This is a genomic window from Zobellella aerophila (assembly GCF_039539325.1).
GTDB classification, from domain to species: Bacteria; Pseudomonadota; Gammaproteobacteria; order Enterobacterales; family Aeromonadaceae; genus Oceanimonas; species Oceanimonas aerophila.
On the sequence record NZ_BAABCX010000002.1, the window covers coordinates 120,668 to 143,537 of the forward strand.

General features: G+C 57.8%; 18 protein-coding genes and 4 tRNA genes. 10 read left to right on the forward strand and 12 right to left on the reverse strand.

Going from position 1 to position 22,870, the window contains the following annotated elements:
- Positions 1-3: 3 nt before the first annotated feature.
- The 5 genes from ABD806_RS08205 to gltX form a co-directional block, all read right to left on the reverse strand.
- Positions 4-79: transfer RNA gene (locus ABD806_RS08205), tRNA-Ala, on the reverse strand.
- Between the two features lie 20 nt (positions 80-99).
- Positions 100-175, reverse strand: a tRNA-Ala gene (locus ABD806_RS08210).
- Between the two features lie 33 nt (positions 176-208).
- Positions 209-284 (reverse strand) — tRNA-Ala (locus ABD806_RS08215).
- A gap of 28 nt (positions 285-312) precedes the next feature.
- Positions 313-388: transfer RNA gene (locus ABD806_RS08220), tRNA-Ala, on the reverse strand.
- A 540-nt stretch (positions 389-928) separates the two neighbouring features.
- Positions 929-2,341, reverse strand: a complete 1,413-nt coding sequence (gene gltX / locus ABD806_RS08225; RefSeq protein WP_344956762.1) for a glutamate--tRNA ligase — start codon at positions 2,339-2,341, stop codon at positions 929-931.
- 236 nt (positions 2,342-2,577) lie between these two features.
- Between gltX and ABD806_RS08230 the strand changes: the two genes are divergently transcribed.
- On the forward strand, positions 2,578-3,123 hold the full coding sequence (locus ABD806_RS08230) for a LysM-like peptidoglycan-binding domain-containing protein (protein ID WP_344956764.1): 546 nt from the start codon (positions 2,578-2,580) through the stop codon (positions 3,121-3,123).
- Between the two features lie 85 nt (positions 3,124-3,208).
- Here the strand turns inward: ABD806_RS08230 and ligA are convergent, their stop codons facing one another.
- Entirely contained in the window at positions 3,209-5,242 is a 2,034-nt protein-coding gene (gene ligA / locus ABD806_RS08235; protein WP_344956766.1) for an NAD-dependent DNA ligase LigA, read from the reverse strand.
- 222 nt (positions 5,243-5,464) lie between these two features.
- Complete coding sequence (gene zipA / locus ABD806_RS08240; protein WP_344956768.1) at positions 5,465-6,412, reverse strand: cell division protein ZipA; 948 nt, start codon at positions 6,410-6,412, stop codon at positions 5,465-5,467.
- A 326-nt stretch (positions 6,413-6,738) separates the two neighbouring features.
- Here zipA and cysZ point away from each other — a divergent pair, with 326 nt between their 5' ends.
- Positions 6,739-7,503 (forward strand): sulfate transporter CysZ, encoded by a 765-nt coding sequence (gene cysZ, locus ABD806_RS08245; protein ID WP_344956770.1) that lies wholly within the window; start codon positions 6,739-6,741, stop codon positions 7,501-7,503.
- A gap of 2 nt (positions 7,504-7,505) precedes the next feature.
- Here the strand turns inward: cysZ and mepK are convergent, their stop codons facing one another.
- Together mepK and ABD806_RS08255 are read right to left on the reverse strand one after the other, a co-directional pair.
- Positions 7,506-8,051: a peptidoglycan L,D-endopeptidase MepK gene (gene mepK, locus ABD806_RS08250; RefSeq protein WP_344956772.1), complete on the reverse strand. Its 546-nt coding sequence runs from the start codon at positions 8,049-8,051 to the stop codon at positions 7,506-7,508.
- A gap of 133 nt (positions 8,052-8,184) precedes the next feature.
- The gene (locus ABD806_RS08255; protein WP_344956774.1) at positions 8,185-9,621 is read right to left on the reverse strand and encodes a L,D-transpeptidase family protein; all 1,437 of its coding nucleotides are present in this window, start codon (positions 9,619-9,621) and stop codon (positions 8,185-8,187) included.
- 291 nt (positions 9,622-9,912) lie between these two features.
- Here ABD806_RS08255 and cysK point away from each other — a divergent pair, with 291 nt between their 5' ends.
- The 7 genes from cysK to ABD806_RS08290 all read left to right on the forward strand — a co-directional run bounded on the left by cysK (position 9,913) and on the right by ABD806_RS08290 (position 18,171).
- Complete coding sequence (gene cysK / locus ABD806_RS08260; RefSeq protein ID WP_344956776.1) at positions 9,913-10,881, forward strand: cysteine synthase A; 969 nt, start codon at positions 9,913-9,915, stop codon at positions 10,879-10,881.
- Between the two features lie 262 nt (positions 10,882-11,143).
- Positions 11,144-11,653: a PTS glucose transporter subunit IIA gene (gene crr, locus ABD806_RS08265; protein WP_344956778.1), complete on the forward strand. Its 510-nt coding sequence runs from the start codon at positions 11,144-11,146 to the stop codon at positions 11,651-11,653.
- 202 nt (positions 11,654-11,855) lie between these two features.
- Positions 11,856-12,137 carry an HlyU family transcriptional regulator gene (locus tag ABD806_RS08270; protein WP_344956780.1) on the forward strand — a complete coding sequence of 94 codons (282 nt, stop codon included), beginning with the start codon at positions 11,856-11,858 and terminating at the stop codon, positions 12,135-12,137.
- Positions 12,130-14,166 (forward strand): tRNA(Met) cytidine acetyltransferase TmcA, encoded by a 2,037-nt coding sequence (locus ABD806_RS08275; protein WP_344956782.1) that lies wholly within the window; start codon positions 12,130-12,132, stop codon positions 14,164-14,166. The genes ABD806_RS08270 and ABD806_RS08275 overlap by 8 nt, the downstream gene beginning before the upstream one ends.
- Positions 14,167-14,332: 166 nt before the next feature.
- Positions 14,333-15,688 carry an alanine/glycine:cation symporter family protein gene (locus ABD806_RS08280; protein ID WP_344956784.1) on the forward strand — a complete coding sequence of 452 codons (1,356 nt, stop codon included), beginning with the start codon at positions 14,333-14,335 and terminating at the stop codon, positions 15,686-15,688.
- Between the two features lie 93 nt (positions 15,689-15,781).
- A complete protein-coding gene (gene dsdA, locus ABD806_RS08285) occupies positions 15,782-17,134 on the forward strand; it encodes a D-serine ammonia-lyase (RefSeq protein ID WP_344956786.1) in 1,353 nt (450 codons plus the stop codon).
- 227 nt (positions 17,135-17,361) lie between these two features.
- Positions 17,362-18,171, forward strand: a complete 810-nt coding sequence (locus ABD806_RS08290; RefSeq protein WP_344956788.1) for a transporter substrate-binding domain-containing protein — start codon at positions 17,362-17,364, stop codon at positions 18,169-18,171.
- Positions 18,172-18,325: 154 nt separating this feature from the next.
- Here ABD806_RS08290 and ABD806_RS08295 read toward each other — a convergent pair whose 3' ends face one another.
- Positions 18,326-18,928: a transglycosylase SLT domain-containing protein gene (locus ABD806_RS08295; protein WP_344956791.1), complete on the reverse strand. Its 603-nt coding sequence runs from the start codon at positions 18,926-18,928 to the stop codon at positions 18,326-18,328.
- Positions 18,929-19,264: 336 nt separating this feature from the next.
- On the opposite strand from ABD806_RS08295, the gene ABD806_RS08300 reads away from it, so the two are divergent.
- Positions 19,265-20,614, forward strand: coding sequence for a cytosine permease (locus tag ABD806_RS08300; protein WP_344956793.1), 1,350 nt, complete (start codon positions 19,265-19,267; stop codon positions 20,612-20,614).
- Between the two features lie 92 nt (positions 20,615-20,706).
- Here ABD806_RS08300 and ABD806_RS08305 read toward each other — a convergent pair whose 3' ends face one another.
- On the reverse strand, positions 20,707-21,150 hold the full coding sequence (locus tag ABD806_RS08305) for a YMGG-like glycine zipper-containing protein (RefSeq protein WP_344956795.1): 444 nt from the start codon (positions 21,148-21,150) through the stop codon (positions 20,707-20,709).
- A 486-nt stretch (positions 21,151-21,636) separates the two neighbouring features.
- The gene (locus ABD806_RS08310) at positions 21,637-22,863 is read right to left on the reverse strand and encodes an amino acid deaminase (RefSeq protein WP_344956798.1); all 1,227 of its coding nucleotides are present in this window, start codon (positions 22,861-22,863) and stop codon (positions 21,637-21,639) included.
- Positions 22,864-22,870 lie beyond the last annotated feature (7 nt).

Here is a 22,870-nt window from a genome sequence, read left to right on the forward strand (position 1 = left end):
ATATGGTGGAGCTAGGCGGGATCGAACCGCCGACCTCTTGCATGCCATGCAAGCGCTCTCCCAGCTGAGCTATAGCCCCGAATTCGGGTCAGATTGTTTTGGTGGAGCTAGGCGGGATCGAACCGCCGACCTCTTGCATGCCATGCAAGCGCTCTCCCAGCTGAGCTATAGCCCCAAAACAATGCTGTTTCACTGGTTTTCTGCCATTTGGTGGAGCTACGCGGGATCGAACCGCGGACCTCTTGCATGCCATGCAAGCGCTCTCCCAGCTGAGCTATAACCCCATTTGGCAGATATTTCAATTGCGATAAGTGGTGGAGCTAGGCGGGATCGAACCGCCGACCTCTTGCATGCCATGCAAGCGCTCTCCCAGCTGAGCTATAGCCCCGCTTATCTTTCTTCCCGGACCATGCCCGTTCAGACGAGGCGCATAATAGGCAGGGGGCCTTTTAGTGTCAACCAGAAAATAAAAAAAGCCGCCCAACCAGTCATTTTTTGAACTTCCTGATGAGATTCCCGCCAATTCCAGCCGTAAGCCTGACTCTGGGTCACAAGTCCCCCAGTAAGTGATCACGTACAAAGACGCAGTAGGGTTGCCTCTTCGATGATCCGAAGCTGTTTGTTGGAAGTGCCACCAGACTTCTCTGCTGCCCGAGGAGGGAAAAGGGTGTCTGCTCAGCCGACCATCCGCGCCACGGATGGCGCGGCTGAGCCCACATGGATGGATTAACGGCGTGTCGGCGGAGTCGCGCCCTTTAGCCGATTTTTTAAGGTCGCCTGTCACCAAAAATCAACAAAACTTGTGACTAAGAGTCAGGTCGGGAGCCAGCGATTTGATCGCAGACAAAGAAATGCAGCAATAAAAAACGGCGCTGTCTTATACAGCGCCGTTTTTTTCCGGCTTAAAGCTTACCGGCTGAGGCCGAGTTTAACCCTGGGCCCGTTCGGCAATAAACGCCAGCGCCATATCGATACGGGCCAGCACCCGCTCCTTGCTGAGCAGCGCTATCACCCCGTCGATAGCCGGCGACTGGCCGACGCCGGTCACCGCCACCCGCAGCGGCATGCCCACCTTGCCCATGCCCAGCTCCAGCTCGGCGGCGGCGGCATGGATGGCCTCGTGAATGGCCGGCGCCTGCCAGTCGGCCAGCTCGGCCAGCTTGGCGCGGACCAGGGCCAGGGGCTCGGCGGCCACCGGACGCAGGTGCTTCTTGGCCGCCCCTTCTTCGAAGGCGCCGAAGTCTTCGAACAGGTAACGGCTCTGGGCCGCCAGCTCCTTGAGGGTGTTGCAGCGCTCGGCGTACAGGGCGACCACGTCACTCAGGGCCGGCCCCTGGGTGGTATCTATGCCCTGGTCATTCATATGCCACACCAGATGGCCCGCGACCTCGTCGGCGGGCAACGTCTTGATGTAGTGCTGGTTCAGCCACAGCAGCTTGTCGGTATTGAAGGCGGAGGCGGACTTGCTGATGGCATCGAGCGAGAACAGTTCAATCATCTCCTCCAGGGAGAAAATTTCCTGATCGCCATTGGACCAGCCCAGCCGCACCAGGTAGTTGAGCAATGCCTGGGGCAAGTAACCGTCATCCCGGTACTGCATCACGCTCACGGCGCCATGACGCTTGGACAGCTTGGCGCCGTCGTCGCCCAGGATCATCGAGACATGGGCGAACTCGGGCACGGGGGCGCCCAGGGCCTGGTAGATATTGATCTGGCGCGGGGTGTTGTTGATATGGTCTTCGCCGCGCACCACATGGGTGATTTCCATGTCCCAGTCGTCCACCACCACACAGAAGTTATAGGTGGGGGCGCCGTCGGTACGGCGGATGATCAGGTCGTCCAGTTCCCGGTTGGCGATTTCGATACGGCCACGCACATGGTCGTCAAACACCACCGAGCCTTCGCCGGGATTCTTGAAACGCACCACACAGGGCGCGTCGGCGGCGTGCTCGGCGTTGCCGTGACGGCAGGTACCGTCGTAACGGGGTTTTTCGCCCGCGGCCATCTGCTGCTCACGCAGGGCTTCGAGCCGCTCCTTGGAGCAGTAGCATTGATAGGCCTTGCCCTCGGCCAGCAGCTGCTCGATAAGCGCATTGTAACGGTCAAAACGCTGGGTCTGATAATAGGGACCCTCGTCCCAGTTCAGGCCCAGCCAGTTCATGCCTTCCAGGATGGCATCGATAGCTTCCTGGGTGGAGCGCTCCAGATCCGTGTCTTCGATGCGCAGCACGAATTCGCCCTGCTGATGACGGGCATAAAGCCAGGAATAGAGGGCCGTACGGGCACCACCTACATGAAGAAAGCCGGTGGGACTGGGGGCAAACCGCGTTTTAACTGTCATTCTTTCTGCCTTAGCTGAGTCGACGGCCCAAATGAGCCTAGTAGAAATGAAATGGTGGCTATTTTAGCACCCGTGGCGGGCGGGCGAAACGCTTTGTATCCCTGGCCACCGGGCGGAGTGTCCGCACGGCCCGCAACGGCCGGCCGGCGGCAGACAAAAGTTGTCATCGACCGGGTCCGAGCGCTTGTCGGCATGGCCCCTCGCTGGATACACTAGCGGCAGAGAGGGCCTTTACCATGACCAGACGAAAATCGGATACCGGCCGAAGATCAGATTCTTTCGGCACTACATTAAATGAGCTGACCCTGCCCGCCCGCCAAGGCCTTGGCCGGGGGCTAGACGCCTTGGCCCGGCTCCCCAAAGGGCACAGGACCGGCATCCTGCTGCTGCTGCCGCTCTGGCTGCTGTTGCTGTTGTGGCAACCGGCCCCCGCGGTGCCGCCCGTGCCGGTCTCGGGCGCCTTATCCGTGCCGCTGGGCACGGACCACAGCGACACCCTGCCCATCCCCGAGGGGGGCGAACGGCTGGATCACAGGGTTGCCCAAGGGGAAACCCTGTCTTCTCTGTTCCGTACCCTGCAACTGCCGGGTACGGATGTGATCGCCCTAGTTCGGGCCGAGCCCAGCTACAAACCGATCAGCAACCTGCGGGCCGGACAGAACCTGATCCTGATCCTCAACGGCCAGGGGCAGCTGCATTACCTGGAGATCCGCGAACAGGGGCTGACCATCAGCGCCTTCCGTCGCCTGGGCCAGGAATTCGCGCTGGTGAATACGCCTTAAGCGAAAGAAGAAAAGCAGCCGGATACAGCTGCGTCAGATGCTTATCCCTAAGTTGTGGGTCCGAACTTGTCCGGACCCACAGATTTCAGCCATATCGGGCCAGCAGCGCCGCCAGCCCATCCTCGTCCATTACTGCCACCCCCAGCTCCTGAGCCTTGGTCAGCTTGGAGCCGGCGGCTTCACCCGCCACCAGAAAGTGGGTCTTGGCCGAGACCGAGCCCGCAACCTTGGCCCCCAGGGCCTGCAGCGCCGCCTTGGCTTCGTTACGGGATAATCGGGTCAGGGTACCGGTCAGCACAAAGGTCTGCCCGGCCAGCGGTTGGCTGTCGGCCTTGGGGACCGCAATTACGGGCCAGTGGATACCACAGCCGCCGTCGGCTCGCGGCGCGACCAGTTGCCTGACCACCTCCAGGTTATGGGGCTGGCGGAAGAAATAATAGATATGCTTGGCCACCACCTCGCCCACATCCGGCACCGCCAGCAAGGGCTCGACCTCAGCGCCTGCCAGGGCGTCCAGGGTTAAAAAGTGCTGGGCCAGGTTGTTGGCGGTGGCTTCCCCCACTTCCCGGATCCCCAGCGCATAGAGGAAACGGGCCAGGGTGGTGGTGCGCGCCTTATCCAGCGCCGCCAGCACATTGGTCGCAGACTTATCGCCCATCCGCTCCAGGCCGGCCAGTTGCTGATGGCTCAGGTGAAACAGATCCGCCGGCGTCTTGACCAGCTCCAGCTCCACCAGCTGCTCGATAATCTTGGTGCCCAGTCCTTCGATATCCAGTGCCTTGCGCGAGGAGAAATGCTTGATCGCCTCTTTACGCTGGGCGCCACAGAACAAGCCGCCGATGCAACGGGCCACCGCCTCGCCTTCAATGCGCTCTATCTCCGACTCACACACCGGACACCGTTCGGGAAACGCGATAGCCCGGGCATCGTCGGGACGGCGATCCATCACCACCGCCACCACCTGCGGGATAACATCGCCGGCCCGGCGCACGATCACCGTATCCCCGATCATCACCCCCAGGCGAGCGATTTCGTCGGCGTTATGCAAGGTGGCATTGGACACGGTCACCCCCGCCACCGCCACCGGTGCCAGCTTGGCAACCGGGGTGATGGCACCGGTCCGGCCCACCTGGAATTCCACGTTCAGCAGCCGGGTCAGCTCCTCCTGGGCCGGAAACTTGTGGGCCGTGGCCCAGCGCGGCGCCCGGACCACAAACCCCAGCCGGGCCTGCAGGGCCAGCTCATCGACCTTGTATACCACACCGTCTATCTCGTAGGGCAGCCGATCGCGGCGGCTCAGGATATCGTCGTGATAGGCCTGGCAGCCGGCCTTGCCCTGCATCCGCCTGACCTCCGGGCTCACCGGCAGGCCCCAGCCCTTGAGCCGCTGCAGGATATCGAAATGGCACTCCCCCAGAGGCTCACCTTCCACCTGGCCAATCCCGTAGCAGTAAAAGGCCAGCGGCCGCCTGGCGGTAATGCGCGAGTCCAGCTGGCGCAGGCTGCCGGCGGCGGCGTTACGGGGGTTGGCGAATACCTTGTCACCATTGGCGCGGGCCGCCTCATTCATGGCATCAAAGCCGGCCTTGGGCATAAATACCTCGCCGCGCACTTCCAGCCGGGCCGGCCAGTCATCGCCTTTCAGCCTGAGCGGAATCGATTTGATGGTACGCACATTCTCGGTAATGCCCTCGCCGGTGCTGCCGTCGCCCCGGGTGGCGGCCTGCACCAGCCGTCCCTGCTCGTATACCAGGCTCACCGCCAGACCATCCAGCTTGGGTTCGCAGCAGAATGCCAGCGGCTCGCTGCGATCCAGGCGGTCCAGCACCCGCTTTTCGAAGGCCATCAGCTCCTCATCGCTGAACACGTTGTCCAGCGACAGCATGGGCAGCAGGTGCCGTACCTCGGGAAACGCCGACACCGGCGCGCCGCCGACCTTCTGGCTGGGCGAGTCGGGATCCCGCCACTCGGGGTGGGCCTGCTCCAACGCCACCAGCTCGCGCATCAGCCGGTCATATTCGGCGTCGGGCACGGTCGGGGCGTCGACCACGTAATATTGTTCGTTATAGGTTTCGAGTTGTGCTCTCAGGGCGAGCAGACGGGCATAGGGATCAGACATAAAGGGGGATTCCGCTAAAACAAAAAAAGTGCGGCTCAGAGCCGCAATGCTTGTCAGTTAAGCGTAAAATAGGATGAATTGGCTTCCCTCCGACACGCCGTAAACCCATCCATGGGGGCTCTGCTGCGCCGTCCCTGGCGCAGAAGGTCGGTTTGAAAGCCAATCAATCCCGTTAACTGACTGACATTAGGCTCAGAGCCGCACTTTTAATCATGTGAAAAGTCAGTTCAGCTGGTTGTCGTAGTTGCGTAACTGTTCCCGGCAATGAGCCAGGTAGTCCGGGCTGAGAGGAGATCGCTCACCATCAAACAACAGGCCGTCCAGCTCTTCGGCCAAGGTCTCGGCCGCCTGGATCATCAGATTAAAATGAACCTTGCCCAAGCCTGGCTCGGGCAGCTGCATAAAAATCGAGATGCCGGGAGTAGTAAAATCCGCCATAGCATTGGGATCGAAGGTTCCCGGCTTGACCATATTGATCAGGCTGAACATCACTTCGCCTTGGCCGGATGGACTCTGGTGGCGATGGAATATATCCATCTCGCCGAATTTAAAACCCAGGGAGGTCAGCACCCGCATCAGGGTCCTGCCTTGCAGTTGCTGATTGGGGCGGGCCATCAGGTTAACCACATAAACATCCTGCCAGGTGCGCGGCCGTTCGACAGCTACGGCAGGGGCAAAGTCGATTGACACCTCTTCTTCAACTTCTTCAACCACCCGAGCGGCCCCCTCCTTGCTTTCCTTGACGGCAACCGGCTCGAGTTCGGGCTCGTCAAACAGGGGATCGATTTCGCCCTGCTCATACCGCTGCTGCCGCTCGAACTCCACGGATTTAGACTTAGTCGGAGCCACCGGCGCGGCGGCCAGGCCGAGATGCGGCTCGTCTTCCTCATCGTCGTTATCGTAGGCAGAAACATGCGTCGAGGTTACCGGGATGTCGTCTTCGTCGTCATCCAGGCGCCGCCTGGCCTGCTGAGTACCGACCACCCGCACCTTGCCGATGCCATCCTCATCAAAAGCCTTACCATCTGCCGTCTGGGTCGCCACCTTATTCATGGGTTTTTCACGAATAGGCTTCTGACGTCCTTTCTGGCTGGTCCATAAACCGTGGATCAGGAGCGCGGCAATCGCAATTGCCCCTATGATGATCAAGATAATTCGCAAATCCTGCATTATCGATTCTCTAAATATGCTGGTGTTCGGGCGGCGTCATCCCAAAGGCAATCTTCGTTCGGCCAATGGATTACCGAATATCAGCACCAAGGGTAAGTTTACCCCGCTTGTTTGACAAGAGCTAAAGAGACGCAGGATCAATATAATATATGTCAATTGGGTGAATCGTCGGCATCGTCGAGGGCAGGAGGGTACGGTTTGGGTCGGCCAGGACATCGGAGATGCGACAAGAGGCCATGTGACATGGCCGAATGGCTGCATCCGGGCTCGGCAGCCCGGCTAAAGATGGCTAGAATGGTGCTCCCTTTTTACCCGCTGGAGTCCCTATGCCTTCGCCTGCCCACCGTGTGGCCGCCCCTGTTAGCGGTCCCCACTACCTGCTCCGTGGCTTATCGCTGGTCCGCTCACCCGAACTGCGCCTGTTTGTGCTGATCCCGCTGAGCGTCAACCTGTTGCTGTTCGGCGCCGCCTTTTACCTGCTGTATTTGCAGCTGGAACGCCTGTTTGGCTGGCTGAATCAGAGTATCCCCAGCTACCTGGAATGGCTGAACTATCTGCTATGGCCGCTGGCCATCATCAGTGTGCTGATCGTGTTCTCGCTGGTATTCACCACGGTCGCCAATATGCTGGCCGCGCCTTTCAACGGCCTGCTGGCCGAGCGGGTGGAGCAAAAGCTGACCGGCGAGCAGCTTCACGACGATAGCTGGGCCGCCCTGGTCAAGGATACCCCCCGCATGCTGGGTCGGGAATGGCGCAAACTGGCCTACTATCTGCCCCGCGCACTGGGCTGCCTGTTGCTGTTCTTGATCCCCGCCCTGGGACAAACCCTGGCACCCGTGCTGTGGTTTTTATTCACCGCCTGGATGATGACCATCCAGTATTGCGACTACCCCTTCGATAACCACAAAATCGACTTTACCCGTATGCGCCTGGCGCTGGCGGAAAAGCGCGGCCTGACCTGGGGCTTTGGTGCCAGTGTCGCGCTCTGCTCAGCCCTGCCGCTGGTAAACCTGCTGATCATGCCGGTGGCCATTTGCGGAGCCACCGCGCTCTGGGTGGATCACTATCGCCAGCCCATGTTAAGGGACTAGCATCACCAGCTGCGGGCTGGGCCGGTATCCAGGTGTACAAAGTTGTCGGAAGGATAATAGCCAACGCCGCCGGCCTTCAGTGACAGGGCCGTTTTATGTAACTGCTTCACCGGCACCCCGGGCAGACGCAGATCGATGGCCTTGCCCTGCATGTGGTAACTCTTCTTGGCGACGCCGCCGCTGGCTTTTCTCAGCATATTATTGGTCTTGGGCGAACGGTAACCGGAAATAATCTGGATTTCACCTTTCTTGCCCAGCTTGTGCTGTAACACAAACAACTGATCAAACAGCTTGGGATCGATGGGATGAACCTCATTCTGACGAAAATCACGCATCACATGGTTAAGCGCCGCCAGGCCCTCATCGATATAACGCCCATCCTCCCAAAAACTGGCGGTGACCTTTTCAGCGGTATGCAGGTTATAGAAGCTCAGTTTGCGTTCGGGTGCCGAAAAACTGGCCAAGGCCTTTCCCGGTACCACTGAAGCCAATCCAAGCCCGCCTAATCCCAACAGAAAACGTCGGCGGTTCAGGTCGGAATGCAGCATTAAATCCCCCTTGGGTGTGAACACACACGACAGGCTCGCGAGGTGCTGCCTCAAACGAGCCTGTTTATTAAATAAAAACATAACCAGAGGCGAGAAAATAACCAAATGGGCTAAAGCAATCAACACCGTTTGGTTATAAGGAAACCCGATTTACGGGTAACGGCAGCGGTTGAGTCTGCTCCCGGAGAAAGGGGTCGAGCAGTCCCTGATCAAAACCATAGATGTCGTCCCTGAAACGAGGCAGACCATCGCTGCCCAGCCACCCAGACCAATACACCATCAATACCGGCAAGGGCGCGGGCACCTTCAGCCAGCGGGTACGCTGAGTGGCTTTCAAGTCGGCCAGCCGGTCGGGATTCCACTTTTCCCCCAGCAGCCACAAGGCAAGCTGTTCCGCTTCCGCTACCCGCACACAACCTGAACTGAAGGCGCGGCTGTCCCGGCTGAACAGCCGTTTGGCCGGGGTATCATGCAGGTAGATGGCATTGCTGTTGGTCAAATGAAATTTGTAGGCACCCAAGGCACTTTTATTACCCGGACGCTGCCGCAAGGCGTAAGGAAATCCGCTGAACAGGCGAGCCTGCCATACCTGATTGGGCACGACCCGACCGCCCCTGTCCAGCACTTCGAAGTCTTCCCGCTGGAGATAACCGGGATCCCGCTGCAGCTTGGGGATGATATCTTTTTCCAGGATGGATCTGGGCACATGCCAGGGCGGATTGACCACCACATTGGTGATTTCACTGACCATGATCGGGGTTTTTCTGCTGTCGGTACCGACGATCACAGCACTTTCCAGCATCTGGATCCGGTTCTGATACAACCTCAGCCGGTACTCGGGAATATTCACCAACAGATAGGAGGGCGCCAGGGTGTCGGCGATCAGAGTGCGCAGCATACCGCGTATCAGCTTCTGGGCCCGAGTGACCGGCGTCACGTTCAGCCAAGCATAGGTATGCGGGCCCACTACCCCGTCGACCTCGAGACCATGACGCCGCTGAAAAGAACGCACCGCCTGCTCAAGTTCCGCATCGTATAACCGGGAGCCGAGGTCGGCAGCCGGGGGCAAATCCCCCAACAAGATTAATCGTTGCCGCAACAGGGGCACCTGGGCCGAGCTTTCGCCGGGGCGCAGGGTCGGTTTTTGCAATACCGGCCACGCCTGCTCCGACAATGCGAGCAAATGCCCAAGCTGCCGTTTGAAGCTGTCGTAGTCGGGATAATCAGGGATAAGGGCGTCCACCAGCACGCCTAATTGGCCCTGCTCGATCGCCAGCTCGAGGGCAATCCGGTCTTGCTCGGTAATCACCAGCGGAGCATCGCGGGTTTGCAGATGCTGTCGCGCGACAAGGGTCATCCCCTGCCAGTGCCGCCAGAAGGCACTGATGCCCAGCAGCAGCTGATTATCGGCATCATCACCGGCGGCTTGCAGGGCGGCCTGCTGCCACCATAGGGTCAATTGCGGGTGCACATCGGCCAGGGCCAGTTCCAGGCCCAGCTGATGCAACTGCGCCCGGCTCTCCGGCACATCCTGCCATTGCTGGGCCCCGATCCCGGGGGTAGCCAACATCAGGCATAACCACAACCACCCACATATCAGAGCACGCATCTTGTTCCTGCCCTTCCGGATAACTACACCATAAGTATCGTTCAAGCGCCTCGCTTTGCCCTACAACAGCCGCTGATAAGGGCAACCATAGCATCTCTCATCGACACACAGATACCCGACCAAAAAATATTATGGGAATATCATTTTAGCATTTAATAACATATTGTTATAACAAATCGTCACTTCTCATTCCTCAAAGAAAGATTAAGCTGACATAGTAACTAGACACTGTGAACCTCAGGGATAGCCACAATGAGCAATATTTTTGAAGATAACTCACTGACCATTGGTCGTACTCCTCTGGTAAAACTGAACCGGGTTTCTAAGGGCCGGGTCTTGGCCAAGGTTGAGAGTCGTAACCCCAGCTTCAGTGTTAAATGCCGGATAGGCGCCAACATGATTTGGGATGCGGAAAAACGCGGCGTACTGGTCGCGGGCAAGGAGATTATCGAGCCCACCAGCGGTAACACCGGCATTGCCCTGGCGTTTGTTGCCGCCTCCCGCGGTTACCCCATTACCCTGACCATGCCCAATACCATGAGCCTGGAACGTCGTCAGCTGCTCAAGGCGCTGGGCGCCAACCTGGTGCTGACCGACGGTGCCAAGGGTATGAAGGGTGCCATCGAAAAAGCCATGGAGCTGGCAGAATCGGTCCCGGAAAAATATGTGCTGCTGCAGCAGTTCAACAACCCGGCCAACCCTGAAATCCATGAGAAGACCACGGGTCCTGAGGTATGGGACGACACCGACGGTGAGATCGATGTATTTGTTGCCGGCGTGGGTACCGGCGGTACCATCACCGGCGTGTCCCGTTATATCAAGAATACCAAAGGCAAGGCCATCACCTCTGTGGCGGTAGAGCCGGTCGAGTCACCGGTTATCACCCAGGCCCTGGCCGGCGAAGACATCAAACCGGGCCCCCATAAGATCCAGGGCATAGGTGCCGGTTTTATCCCGGGCAACCTCGACCTGTCCCTGATCGACCGGGTTGAGCGCGTCACTAGCGAAGAAGCCATCGACATGGCCCAACGCCTGATGAGGGACGAAGGCATCCTGGCCGGGATCAGCTCCGGTGCCGCCGTGGTGGCCGCCAACCGCATCGCCGAACTGCCTGAGTTTGCCGATAAAACCATAGTGGTTGTCCTGCCCAGCTCCGGCGAGCGCTATCTCAGCACCGCCCTGTTCCAGGGCCTGTTCACCGAGCAGGAACTACAGCAATAACCATTAGATGAAGAACATCCACCAAGGGCGCCAACGGCGCCTTTTTTGTTTCATCGCAAGCGATGATTCACCCCGTTCCCAGGGCAAAGCATCACCGTTTTGACCACGTGCATGTCAAAATCGCCTTAACGGGCCTATGATGGTCTATCCATGGGGATCAATATGCCCCTTGGCCAGCCGCCATCCAGCCAGACTAACCTCTTTAACAATGGAAAGACCGTCTGTTATTATCATGCGCTACATAACTCCAGGAGCTAACACTATGGGTCTGTTCGATAAATTAAAAAAACTGGTCTCCGACGATAGTAATGAAACCAGTGGCATCGAAATTTATGCTCCCCTGTCCGGGGAAATCGTGGCCATCGAAGATGTGCCCGATGTAGTGTTTGCCGAAAAAATAGTCGGCGACGGCATCGCCATCAAACCCAGTGGCAACAAGATGGTCGCCCCCTGTGACGGTACTATCGGAAAGATCTTTGAAACCAACCATGCTTTCTCTATCGAATCCGATTCGGGCCTGGAAATGTTTGTTCACTTTGGGATCGACACCGTCGAGCTGAAGGGCGAGGGTTTTACCCGTATCGCCAAAGAAGGCCAGCAGGTCAAGAAAGGGGATACGGTGATCGAATTCGATCTGGCCCTGCTGGAAGCCAAGGCCAAGTCCACCCTGACGCCCGTGGTTATCTCCAACATGGATGAAGTGAAAGAGCTGCATAAGCAAAGCGGCGCCGTGACCCTGGCACAGGACCTGGTATTTCGCGTTAAAAAATAATGGCCGGCCAATGATCATAAAGAGGCGCCGGCTGGCGTAATGCCGATCGGTTAACGGGATTGGCTGGCTTTCAAGCCGACCTGCTGCGCCAGGGATGGGTTTACGGCGTGTCGGCGGGAAGCTAACTAATCCTGTTTTACGCTTAACCGACAAGCATTACGCCGGCCGGCGTCTTTTTAATTGGTTTATGTTGGAGTTCATGATGTTTAACTGGTTAAAAAACCTAGGCAAGCCCAAGCAGACTTCAACCGACCCCGCATTTGAGACCGTCAGCTATCAGGGCTTCGATATCTACCCTGAACCCAAGGCCGAAGGCGGTCAGTACCGGCTGCAAGGCCGCATCGTCAAAGTCATCGACCAGGAGCCCCGGGAATATCTGCTGATCCGCTCGGATCTGCTGCCCAGTGCCGAACTGGCCGCCGAGCTGATGGTGGCCAAGGCCAAGCGGGTGATAGATGAAAATGGTGAGCGGATTTTTGGCTGATGCGCCCGGATGGTCGGCATGGCGCCATGCCCTCAAACATAGTGGCGAACGACGCCTGCTGGTGCTGGCTGGCAGTCAGGACTGGGGCATCGGCACTGCCCGACGGCTGACCGACGACCAAAGCCTGTGGCTGGGAGAAGGCCCCGATGAGTGCCACCCCATCCCCGCCAACAAGGTCGGCCGCTACCTGGGTCGGGAATATCCCAGCCTGATCTTTAACGCCCATAGTGGCCTGCACCCTGATGCCTTCGGCGCCGCGCTCGGCTGCCTGGCCGCCGGCGGCGTCGCCCTGCTGCTCTGCCCCCCCCTCGACGACTGGCCCGACTATGCCGATCCCGATCTCAGCCGTTACGTGGCCTTGAGCGAACAGGCCAGGGGACTGACCAGCCATTTCATCCACCGTTTTTGCCGGATTTTATTATCCGATCCAAAGGTGCTGCTGTGGCGACAGCAGGCACCGCCGCCCCCTTTCCCCCCCCTGACCGGCGCCCACTGGCAGCCTCGGAGAGACAGGCATGGCTGTTTGAGCCCGGATCAACGCCAGGCCCTGGCCATGCTGCTGACCTCGGCCCGGCGACGGCAGATGATGGTGCTGACCGCCGACCGGGGCCGGGGCAAGTCCAGCCTGCTGGGGCTGGCGGCATATAAGCTGGCCGCCGGCGGGCTCCGCCTGTTGCTGACCGCCCCCAATCCCGGGGCGGCGGCCAAGGCCCAGGAGCATGCCCGGGGTACGCTGGACTTTATCGCCCCGGATCTGCTGCTTGATACCCTGCCCCCTGCCGATATTCTGTTGATCGATGAGGCGGCCGCCATCCCGGTGCCCATGCTGACCCGGATGGCACAACATTACTGCTGCCTGTTTGCCACCACAGAACACGGCTATGAAGGCACGGGGCTGGGGTTTCAGCTCAAATTCCAGCAGAGGCTCGATAGTCTGGCTCCCGGCTGGTGCAGCTACCGGCTCGGCACCCCGGCCCGCTGGAGCCGCCGGGATCCGCTGGAACCCCTGGTATTTCGCCTGCTGGCCCTGGATGCGGATCCAGCCTCCCCCCCGGAACAAGGACGGCTGCAGCTGCGCTGGCTGGGCCAGGACCGGCTGGCCTCCGACGAAACCCTGCTCTATCAGCTGTTCGGCCTGCTGACCCTGGCCCATTACCAGACCAGCCCCAGTGATCTGCGCTACCTGCTGGACGCCCCCGATACCGAGATAGTGCTGGCCAGCCAGGACGATATCCCGGTGGCCGCCATGCTGATCGTCAGGGAAGGTGGGCTGGATCCGGCGCTGGGGCAGGCTGTCTGGCGCGGCCAGCGCCGCCCCCGAGGCCACCTTCTGCCCCAATCCCTGGCCTTTCACGGCGGCCTGCCCGAGGCCACCGGCATGCGCTATGGCCGTATCATGCGCATAGTGGTGCATCCCCGGCGTCACGGTCAGGGTCTCGGCTCCCAGCTGTTGGCCCGGTTGCAACAGCACTACACCGGGCGGCTGGATTTTCTCGGCGCCAGCTTTGGCGCCACCCCTGAGCTGCTGCGTTTCTGGCAGCGCAATGGCTTTTCGCTGGTGCGCCTGGGGCTGACCGCCGACGGCGTCAGCGGCCATCATGCCGCCATGCTGTTGGCGCCGCTCAGCCCGGCCGGGGAACAGTGCCTGCCGGGCTGGCAGGCACTGTTCCAGGCCAACCTCAGCTACTTCCTGCAAGACGCCCTCGCCGGGCTGCCGCCTGAATTAGTGGCCCAGCTCCCCCGCCCAGACTCGGCTCGGGTGGTGAACCCGGATAATGACAGACGCATCGCCCATGACTTCGCCTTCGCCCATCGGGATTTTTCCGCCGATAAGCCGACGCTGGCGCGTTTTGTTGCCGAGCAGGCCGCGACCGCCAATCTGGAGCCACGACAGCACAAGCTGTTGCGCCAGGCCCTGCTGCCGGGCTCGCAGGTTGAGCGGTTGGCGGGTACCTTTGGACTAGCGGGAAGGAAAGCCGTCATCGCTCAGTTGCGGGCTGTTTTTCAACGTCTGCTGGCCGGAGCATAGGGCTACCAGCCTGCTGCCATGGCCGGAGTCCCTCCCCCGGCGGAACTCTATTGTGACCTCAAGGCGCCGGCAACCGGCTTATTTAGCCGTTAGCCTCCATATGAAAATCGCTCAAACGAGTCTACGCTAAGGAGGAACTCAACATCTCTATCGAGGAACCTGACAGATGGAACTGTTAACATCACTACTTTCATCGATTAACGGCGTGGTATGGGGCGTGCCCATGCTGGTCGGTATCTTGGGGATAGGTCTTTATCTGCAGCTGGGCCTGGGCTTTATGCCCATCCGCAAACTGAAGATGGGCTTTCAGCTGTTGTTTACCAAGGCGGAAAAGGGTGAAGGGGATCTGTCCCCCTTCAACGCCCTGATGACGGCCCTGTCCGCCACCATAGGTACAGGTAATATCGCCGGTGTCGCCACCGCCATCATACTGGGCGGCCCGGGGGCCTTGTTCTGGATGTGGATGACCGCCCTGGTGGGGATGGCCACCAAATACGCGGAAGCCGTGCTGGCGGTCAAATACCGGGAAAAAGACAAACTGGGCGACCATGTGGGCGGCCCCATGTATTACATCAAGAATGGCCTAGGCCCCAAATGGGCATGGCTTGGCCTGCTGTTTGCGGTGTTCGGCGCCATGGCCGGCTTCGGTATCGGCAACACGGTACAGGCCAACTCGGTGGCCCATGCCCTGGAGTCCTCCTTCGGTGCCTCCACTTTGACGACCGGCATAGTGCTGATGGTGCTGGTCGGCGCGGTATTGATCGGCGGGATCCGCTGGATTGGTCAGGTGGCCGGTAAGCTGGTGCCGCTGATGACGGTTTCCTACTTTGTTGCCGGCCTGGTGGTATTGGCGGTGAATATCACCGCTATTCCCGCCGCCTTCCTGATGATAGTCGAGCACGCCTTCAGCCCCACCGCCGCCCAGGGTGGCTTCGCCGGTGCCGCCGTCTGGGCCGCAATCCGCTTCGGTGTGGCCCGGGGGATTTTCTCCAACGAGGCCGGCCTGGGCAGCGCGCCTATCGCCCATGCCGCCGCCAAGACCGACAACCCGGTGCGCCAGGGGCTGATCGCCATGCTCGGTACCTTTATCGATACCATAGTGGTGTGTTCCATTACCGGCCTGGCCATCGTCGTCAGCGGCAGCTGGACCAGCGGTGAAACCGGTGCCGCCCTGACCAGCCTGGCCTTTGCCACCGCCGTGCCCAACGGTGAATACATAGTGACGATCGCGCTGGCGGTGTTTGCCTTCACCACCATACTGGGTTGGAGCTTCTACGGCGAAAAATGCGTGGAATACCTGTTCGGAGTCAAGGCCATAGTGCCGTTCCGCATCGCCTGGGTGCTGGCCTTGCCGGTGGGGGCGACCCAGTCGCTGGAGTTTATCTGGCTGCTGGCCGATACCCTGAACGCCATGATGGCCATTCCCAACCTGATCGCCCTGGGGCTACTGAGCCCGGTGGTGTTCAAGGTGACCAAGGAATACTTCGCCGGCCAGAAGGCGGCATCAGCCAACAAACAGTAACAACCGGGGGAATGGGGTTCGCCCATTCCCCTTGCCGTCCCCTGGCCGAGGCCGCAATAATGATGCCTGCTTTCTTCCATCGCAGGATACCCTATGTCTCACCCCACCTATACCCCACAGGCCCTTGCCGAGCTACGCAAACAGTTTCCCCTGCTTAATGAGCTTATCGCCTTGCGTGAGGTCAGCTGGTTTAACCCGGACGTGACCTCTTTCGAGCAGGCCCTGTCCCATGTCGGCCTGAGTGCGGACGATGTACGGCAGGCCAGCGAGCGGCTCGACCGCTTCGCCCCCTATTTCTGCCAGGCATTCCCGGAAACCCGGTCCTCCAACGGCATACTCGAATCTCCCCTGCAGGCCATTCCCGCCATGCAGCAGGCGCTGGCCACCCGCTATGGGGGTGAGCTGCCCGGAAGTTTACTGCTGAAACTGGACAGCCAGCTGCCCATATCCGGTTCCATCAAGGCCAGGGGCGGCATCTATGAAGTGCTGCAACACGCCGAGCGCCTGGCGCTGGAGGCCGGTCTGCTGAAGCCGGACGATAACTATGCCTGCCTGGACAGCGACGCCTTCCGCCGTTTTTTTGGCCAGTATTCGATTGCGGTCGGCTCCACCGGCAACCTGGGGCTGTCGATCGGCATTATTGGCGCCCGACTCGGTTTCAAGGTTAGCGTGCATATGTCCGCCGATGCCCGCCAATGGAAGAAAGACAAGCTCCGCAGCCACGGGGTCAAGGTACTGGAATATGCCTCCGACTACTCGGTGGCGGTCGAGCAAGGTCGGGCCGAGGCGGCGACGGATCCCCGCTGTCATTTTGTCGATGACGAGAACTCCACCAGCCTGTTTCTCGGCTATGCGGTGGCCGGCGAGCGATTAAAGACCCAGCTACGGCAACAAGGGATAGGAGTGGACAAGGCCCATCCGCTGTTCGTCTATCTCCCCTGTGGCGTGGGCGGCGGCCCCGGCGGCGTGGCTTTCGGCCTCAAGCTGGCCTTCCGGGATGCGGTGCACTGTATCTTTGCCGAGCCCAGCCACTCTCCCTGCATGCTGCTGGGGGTGCATACCGGGCTGCATGAACGGATTTCGGTGCAGGATATCGGCATAGACAACATCACCACCGCCGACGGCCTGGCGGTGGGCCGGGCCTCGGGCTTTGTCGGCCGGGCCATGGAACGCATGCTGGACGGCTATTACACCCTGGGCGATCAGGAGATGCTGGATTTGCTCGGCCTGCTCGCTCGTTGTGAAGGGATCCGTCTCGAACCCTCGGCGCTCGCCGGCATGCCCGGCATGGCGCGGATACTGTGGGAAACCCAGGGCTACCGGACCCGCATGGGCTTGGATCCCGAGATCATGGCCCGCGCCCATCATATCGTCTGGGCCACCGGCGGCGGCATGGTGCCGGCGGAAGAAATGGCCCGCTATTTGAGCCCAAATACCCGCCCATAATCCGGCCTGGCTGACGGCGTTGCCGGAAATATATAGATTATCAATTGGAGCCGTTATGCCATCTATTTCGATGCATGACGGTCTAACCTGCTGCCTTATCCTATGACATGAATGCCGACTCACGATATTGTCATTGATAATGTCCGAGGCACTCATTAGCACAATAAACCAGTAATTATATTTTAAAAAGAACAAACACCATAAATTACCCTGTCAAGGATAGATTAATGAAAGCATCTAGGCTCCAGCTATTTAGAAATCGTCTGCTTAATGGACTCGCAGCCGTTGGTTTGATTTTATTTTCCGGTATTGCTCAGGCAAACCTGCTGAGCGAGATAGAACAACGCGGCACACTACGAATTGCCGTTCCGCAAGACTTTCCGCCTTTCGGATCGGCGGGTCCAGATATGAAACACCAAGGGTATGATATCGATGTGGCGAACTATCTTGCCAATAGCCTGCAGCTCAAGCTTGAACTCATCCCGGTCGCTAGCGCCGACCGTATTCCATCCCTGCAGATGGGCATAGTCGATCTGGTGATCTCCAGCCTGGGTAAAAATGCGGAGCGGGAAAAGGCCATTTCGTTCAGCCATGCGTATGCTCCTTCTTTTCTCGCTGTTTTCGGTCCTCCCGAAATGAGCATTTCCTCACCCGCAGATCTTGATGGCCGGGTAATAGGTGTCACCCGTGATGCAGTGGAAGATATCGAGCTTAAAAAGGTAGCGCCAAGCTCGGTTACCATCCGCCGTTATGACGACAACAACAGTACGCTTTCGGCTTATTTATCCGGTCATGTGCCGTTGATTGCCACCGGTAATCTGGTGGCGACAGAGTTGGCAGAACATAATCCTGAGCAGATCCCCGAAGTGAAATTCATTTTGCTGGAATCCCCTTGCTATATCGGCATGAAAAAAGGTGAGTTCGAATTGCAGGAAAAAGTGAATGCGCTAATTGCCAAGGCCCTGGCCGATGGCTCGCTCAACCAGGCCTCCAATACCTGGTTCAAAGCACCGCTGCCGGAAGGGTTTGGTTCTTAACACTCCGAGCGTAAAAAGCGGCTCATCGTCCCGCTGATTACCCAGTTGACAGAAGCCAGGAGTAGACAAGGTTACCTCCCTGGTCTCTGTCATCTGTTTCAATAACCTATGTACTCGAGCATTATTGCTCTGATGCACAGTATCGGGACACACCCTAGCCAAACCAGCCGCTGTTCAACTCTTCCTTGCACTGCCAATATTGCTTCGCATAACGCTGGGCCCGGCTGTCCACCCGGCGCGAGACATTGAGCAGCCACTGCTTTTGCCGGTAGCTGCCGCGGCGGTAGCCACCCCAGCCTTCGTGATAGTTCAGATACTGCTGATAGGCATCCCACTTGGAAACGCCGTTTATCCGGTGAGTCTTGCTCATATACCAGCCCATAAAGTCGATGGCATCGGCAAAGTCGTCTCGGCTGGACCAGCCGTTGCCGCTCTCCCGCTGATAATCGGCCCAGGTTTCATCTTTTGCCTGGGGGTAACCATAGGCACTGGAGGCGCGACCATAGGGAATAAACAGGAAATAGCGCATCGGCGGCTGGGCATCGTGCCTGAACGAGCTCTCCTGATACATGGTCGCCATCATCACATGCACCGGCACGCCCCACTTCTCCTGGCTGTTTTTGGCCGCCTTATGCCAGTCGTCATGTTGCTCGAAAATGGCGCAGAGATCTTCCGGGTTACGCGGTGGAGATGTGGCGCAACCAACCAGAAAAACGACCAGAGCCGCTAGCATAAAAGGCTTATTTTTTATGAACATACAACGCCTGAACGGAAAGTGACAATTCCCGAAATAATGCCTTGTCCCAGCTCCGATTGCCAGCATGGCGCCGGCTTTTGGTGCCTGCCCGTCCAGGAACTCATGGTTACCGCCGCATGCTGGCTACCCCCAGCTCCAAGGGGCTGAGAGACAGTTCCATGTCCTTCACCTGGCCGATTGACACCAGTTAACATTTCCATTACATTTTTGTGATTTATTATTTGTAATTATAAATAATAAATGCGGAGGTGAGCATCGCAATAACCACATTGAAAATCATCTAACTAACATGCCCGGCCCTAGGGTTGAGTCAGCAACATAAAAAGGGAATTTTCGATGAATCAAGACAATTCAAATAAACAAAGTTCTCCCGATAGCATAATGCCCGTCCCTCCAGAGAAGAGGCCGATGACACAAAACAGCTATGCGTTGGTGTTTTGGTCCTCAGGCATTATTGTGCAAATCATGGTTATTGGTCAGTATCTTCTCTATCCCACCGGGAGTCTTAACTTTATACAGGTATTGGCAGCCGGAATCGTTGCCAGTATTGGTGTGGCCTTATTGATGACGTTTCAGGGCCATGCAGGAATGCGTTATGGCATTCCCTTCATTATCCAAGGACGAACTTGTTTTGGAACAAAAGGTACTAAGGTCGTCGCCATTTTAAGGTGTATTCCTGCCATTGCATGGAATGGTATAGGCACCTGGATTGGTGCTTTGGCGCTAGAACAAGTTACAAACAGTCTTTTTGGATTCTCAAATGTTTGGGTGTACTTTTTCTTAATTTTATCTTTACAGAGTGCACTAGCCTACCGTGGTATAGAAACCATATCAAAATTCAATGGCGCCATGTCGTTCATTATTTTCTCCATGCTTATTTATTTTTTCTATGTGGTTTTCTCCGAAGGAAATATTGATTTTTCCACAGCATCAGAAATTCCCGGGTCTTGGGGGTTAGCATGGATTGCGGGAATGATGGCGGCCTTCGCCAACTGGACAACAGTAATACTGAATAGCTCGGATTTGACGAGACAGATTAATCCGAAAGGAAAATCGATATTCAGAACAAGCGCTCTCGCTAATTTTACCGGAGTGCTCCCTCCCTGGTTGTTCATGATTGTATCAGGCATGTTTATTGGTCTGGCTACCGGTAGTACTGACCCTATAGCAGGTCTGGTTCAGCTATCACCCAACCCTATTTTTGGAATAATTCTCCTAGTCTTTATTATCCTTGCTCAAATCACTTCCAACCTTACACTGAACATATTACCTCCGGCGCTGGCCTTTCAGGATATATTCAAAACATCTTGGCAAGGAGGAATCATTTACGTGTCGGTGCTGTCAGTCATCACCGCCCCTTGGCTACTATTCAGTAGTGACTACTTCTTTAAATTCCAAAACTTTTATTCAAGCTTTTTAGGCCCTGCCGCAGCAATCATGTTAGCGGATTACTTTATTATAAGAAAAATGAAACTAAATATTGAAAAATTGTATGATGAAAAAAACCATTATAACTACCGAGGAGGTTTTAGCCCAGCAGGAATGTGCTCTTTAGTATGTGGAGCCATTGTTTCTTTCTCATTCCTTGATTATTCATGGCTTATCGGCTTTCCTTTCACCTTTATATTTTTCTTAACTCTAAAGAAATCAGGTGCCGATCAATATTTTGAAAAAAAGTTAGCGTAGGAAGTATCTGCTATAAAGCACTGAACTTGGGCCAAGAACGCAGGACGGTAATATCATCAAAAGAGCGGCCGGAGGGCCGCTCTTGTTCAGGCTCAATCATCGTCATGATGCCAGTGTTTGTGCTTATGTTTGTGTTTTTTATGGCCATGACCATGATGGTAATGATGTACTTCTTTCCTGGACTCATGTCCATCACCGGTCCTGGCGCCGATGGCCGAGCCGGCCGCGCCGCCGACACCGGCGCCGATCAGCTGGCCCTTTTGTCCGCCTACGCTACTACCGATGGCCGCGCCGCTGAGGGCGCCGACGGCGCCACCCAGACCCGCTTCATTCTTGTTGCCCCGATCGGCGGTCGCCGCGCCACCGGCCGCGCCGCCCAGCGCGGCCCCCACCAGGCCGCCGGTGTTGCCGCCCAACTGCTGGCCAATCAGGGCGCCGGCGGCGCCGCCTGCGCCGCCGCCGATAATGGTATTGAGGGTTTCAGAGGCCATGGCCGGAGACGCGCCCGCAAGCAGGACCAGGGCATACAGTTTCATATATCGCTTCAGCATAAAGGTTCTCAATTGTGCCGTTCAACTTGGGCATCACTATACAAAAAACCGGAAATCTGGCCAGCATGGGTGCCTTTCTCAAATGACACCGACTTTTGTCAAAGTGTTAGCAACCAACTGTATTTATTAAAAATTTATGATAACGACAGGAGGAGTCACGCCGCCTTGTGGCCATTGGCCACCGACAGGATCTGTCCATCAACCCAGGTCATCTATCGGGTCCTGGCTCCTGTCTAAATGAAGCACCATTAAAATCAGATAGTTAAAAAAACACGCAAAACCCGAGACAGGGTACAGCTGGACTGGTAGAGAGATGAAACCCATTACCCCCTGATGCCGGATACAACGCCGGGACGGGCCTCGTTGCGCCAGATGTTGCGCCTGACCACGGCCATCTAAACACAACGAAGCTTTTTATATATATTTCAATCTATTATCGCTTAGGTACCTGGGATGGAAGCGTTATCCACATTAAAAATGGGTAACAATTGACTCTAATAGTTGATATTCATCATCGACCAGGGCAAGGGCTCGCCATTTGTCGAATGTCAGGCAGGGATGCGAAGTGCCAAAAATTATGATGTCTCCAACCTGTATGTCCACCGCCTCCGGCAGGCTCATAAAGGCATGCTGGTCCATCACCTTTTCGGTATGCCAGCCACCGCACTCGGCGGTTATTTGCCGCCCCTCCCGATAATGGGCCAGGGGAATGGGCAGGCCCGCATCGAAGGCCACGTCGCGTTTGCCGAAGCCGATCACGGCCAGCCCCGGCTCGGGGGTGGACTGAACATAGGCCGCCAGCTCCAGTGCCGAGACCAGATCGCCGCCCAGGGAGCAGGCCGCCTGGCTGCGGCTCATCACCCCCTGCTGGGCCTGGGCGTAAATGCCCATATCGTGGGTCAGGTAGCACCCCGGTCTCAGCAACGGCAAACTCCCGTCGGGCAATATCGCCTGTTTCAGCCCCTCGGCCACCAGATCGTACCAGGCCGAGCCGGCGCCGGTGATCAGCAGCGGCCGGGCCGGCAGCCGGCTGGCCTGGAACTGCAACAGGCTGGCGGCATCCGCCACCAGGGCCAGGATCCCGGCTTCGGCCCCCTCGCCATGGATGACGCCTTCATAAAATTCGACACCGGCAAGACGCAAGCCCGGTAAGCCGATGATGGCTTCGCTCAGGGACTGGGCGTCGGCCAGGGAACGGCAACCACTGCGTCCTCCCTGCACCCCTAATTCCACCAGCACCTTGAGTTCCTGCTCCCGTGATGCGAAGAAAGCCGACAGTTGCTGTGCATTCAACCGGCTGTCGACACAACAATAAAACTCAGTCCCGGTTTCCAGCAGTTCCGCCACCAGGGCCATATTGGCCTTACCCACCAGCTGGTTTGCCATCAGGATGCGTTCGGCACCAGCCTCGAAGGCTGTCCAGGCCTGCTGGGGACTGGCTACCGTCAGCCCCCAGGCGCCCGCCGCCAACTGGCGACGAAACAGGGCCGGCGCCATGGTGGTTTTACCGTGGGGGGCGAAGGCCATGCCCTGGGCGTTCATGAAGGACTGCATCCACTTAAGGTTTTGCTCCAGGGCCGACGCCTTGATCATGGCCAGCGGCAAGCTGCAGTCTTCCGCCAGCACATTGTCCCCCCCATCGGCCCTGGAACTGGGTATTCCACCCTTATGACGACCGACCAAATCATGGTACTTCATAACTTAA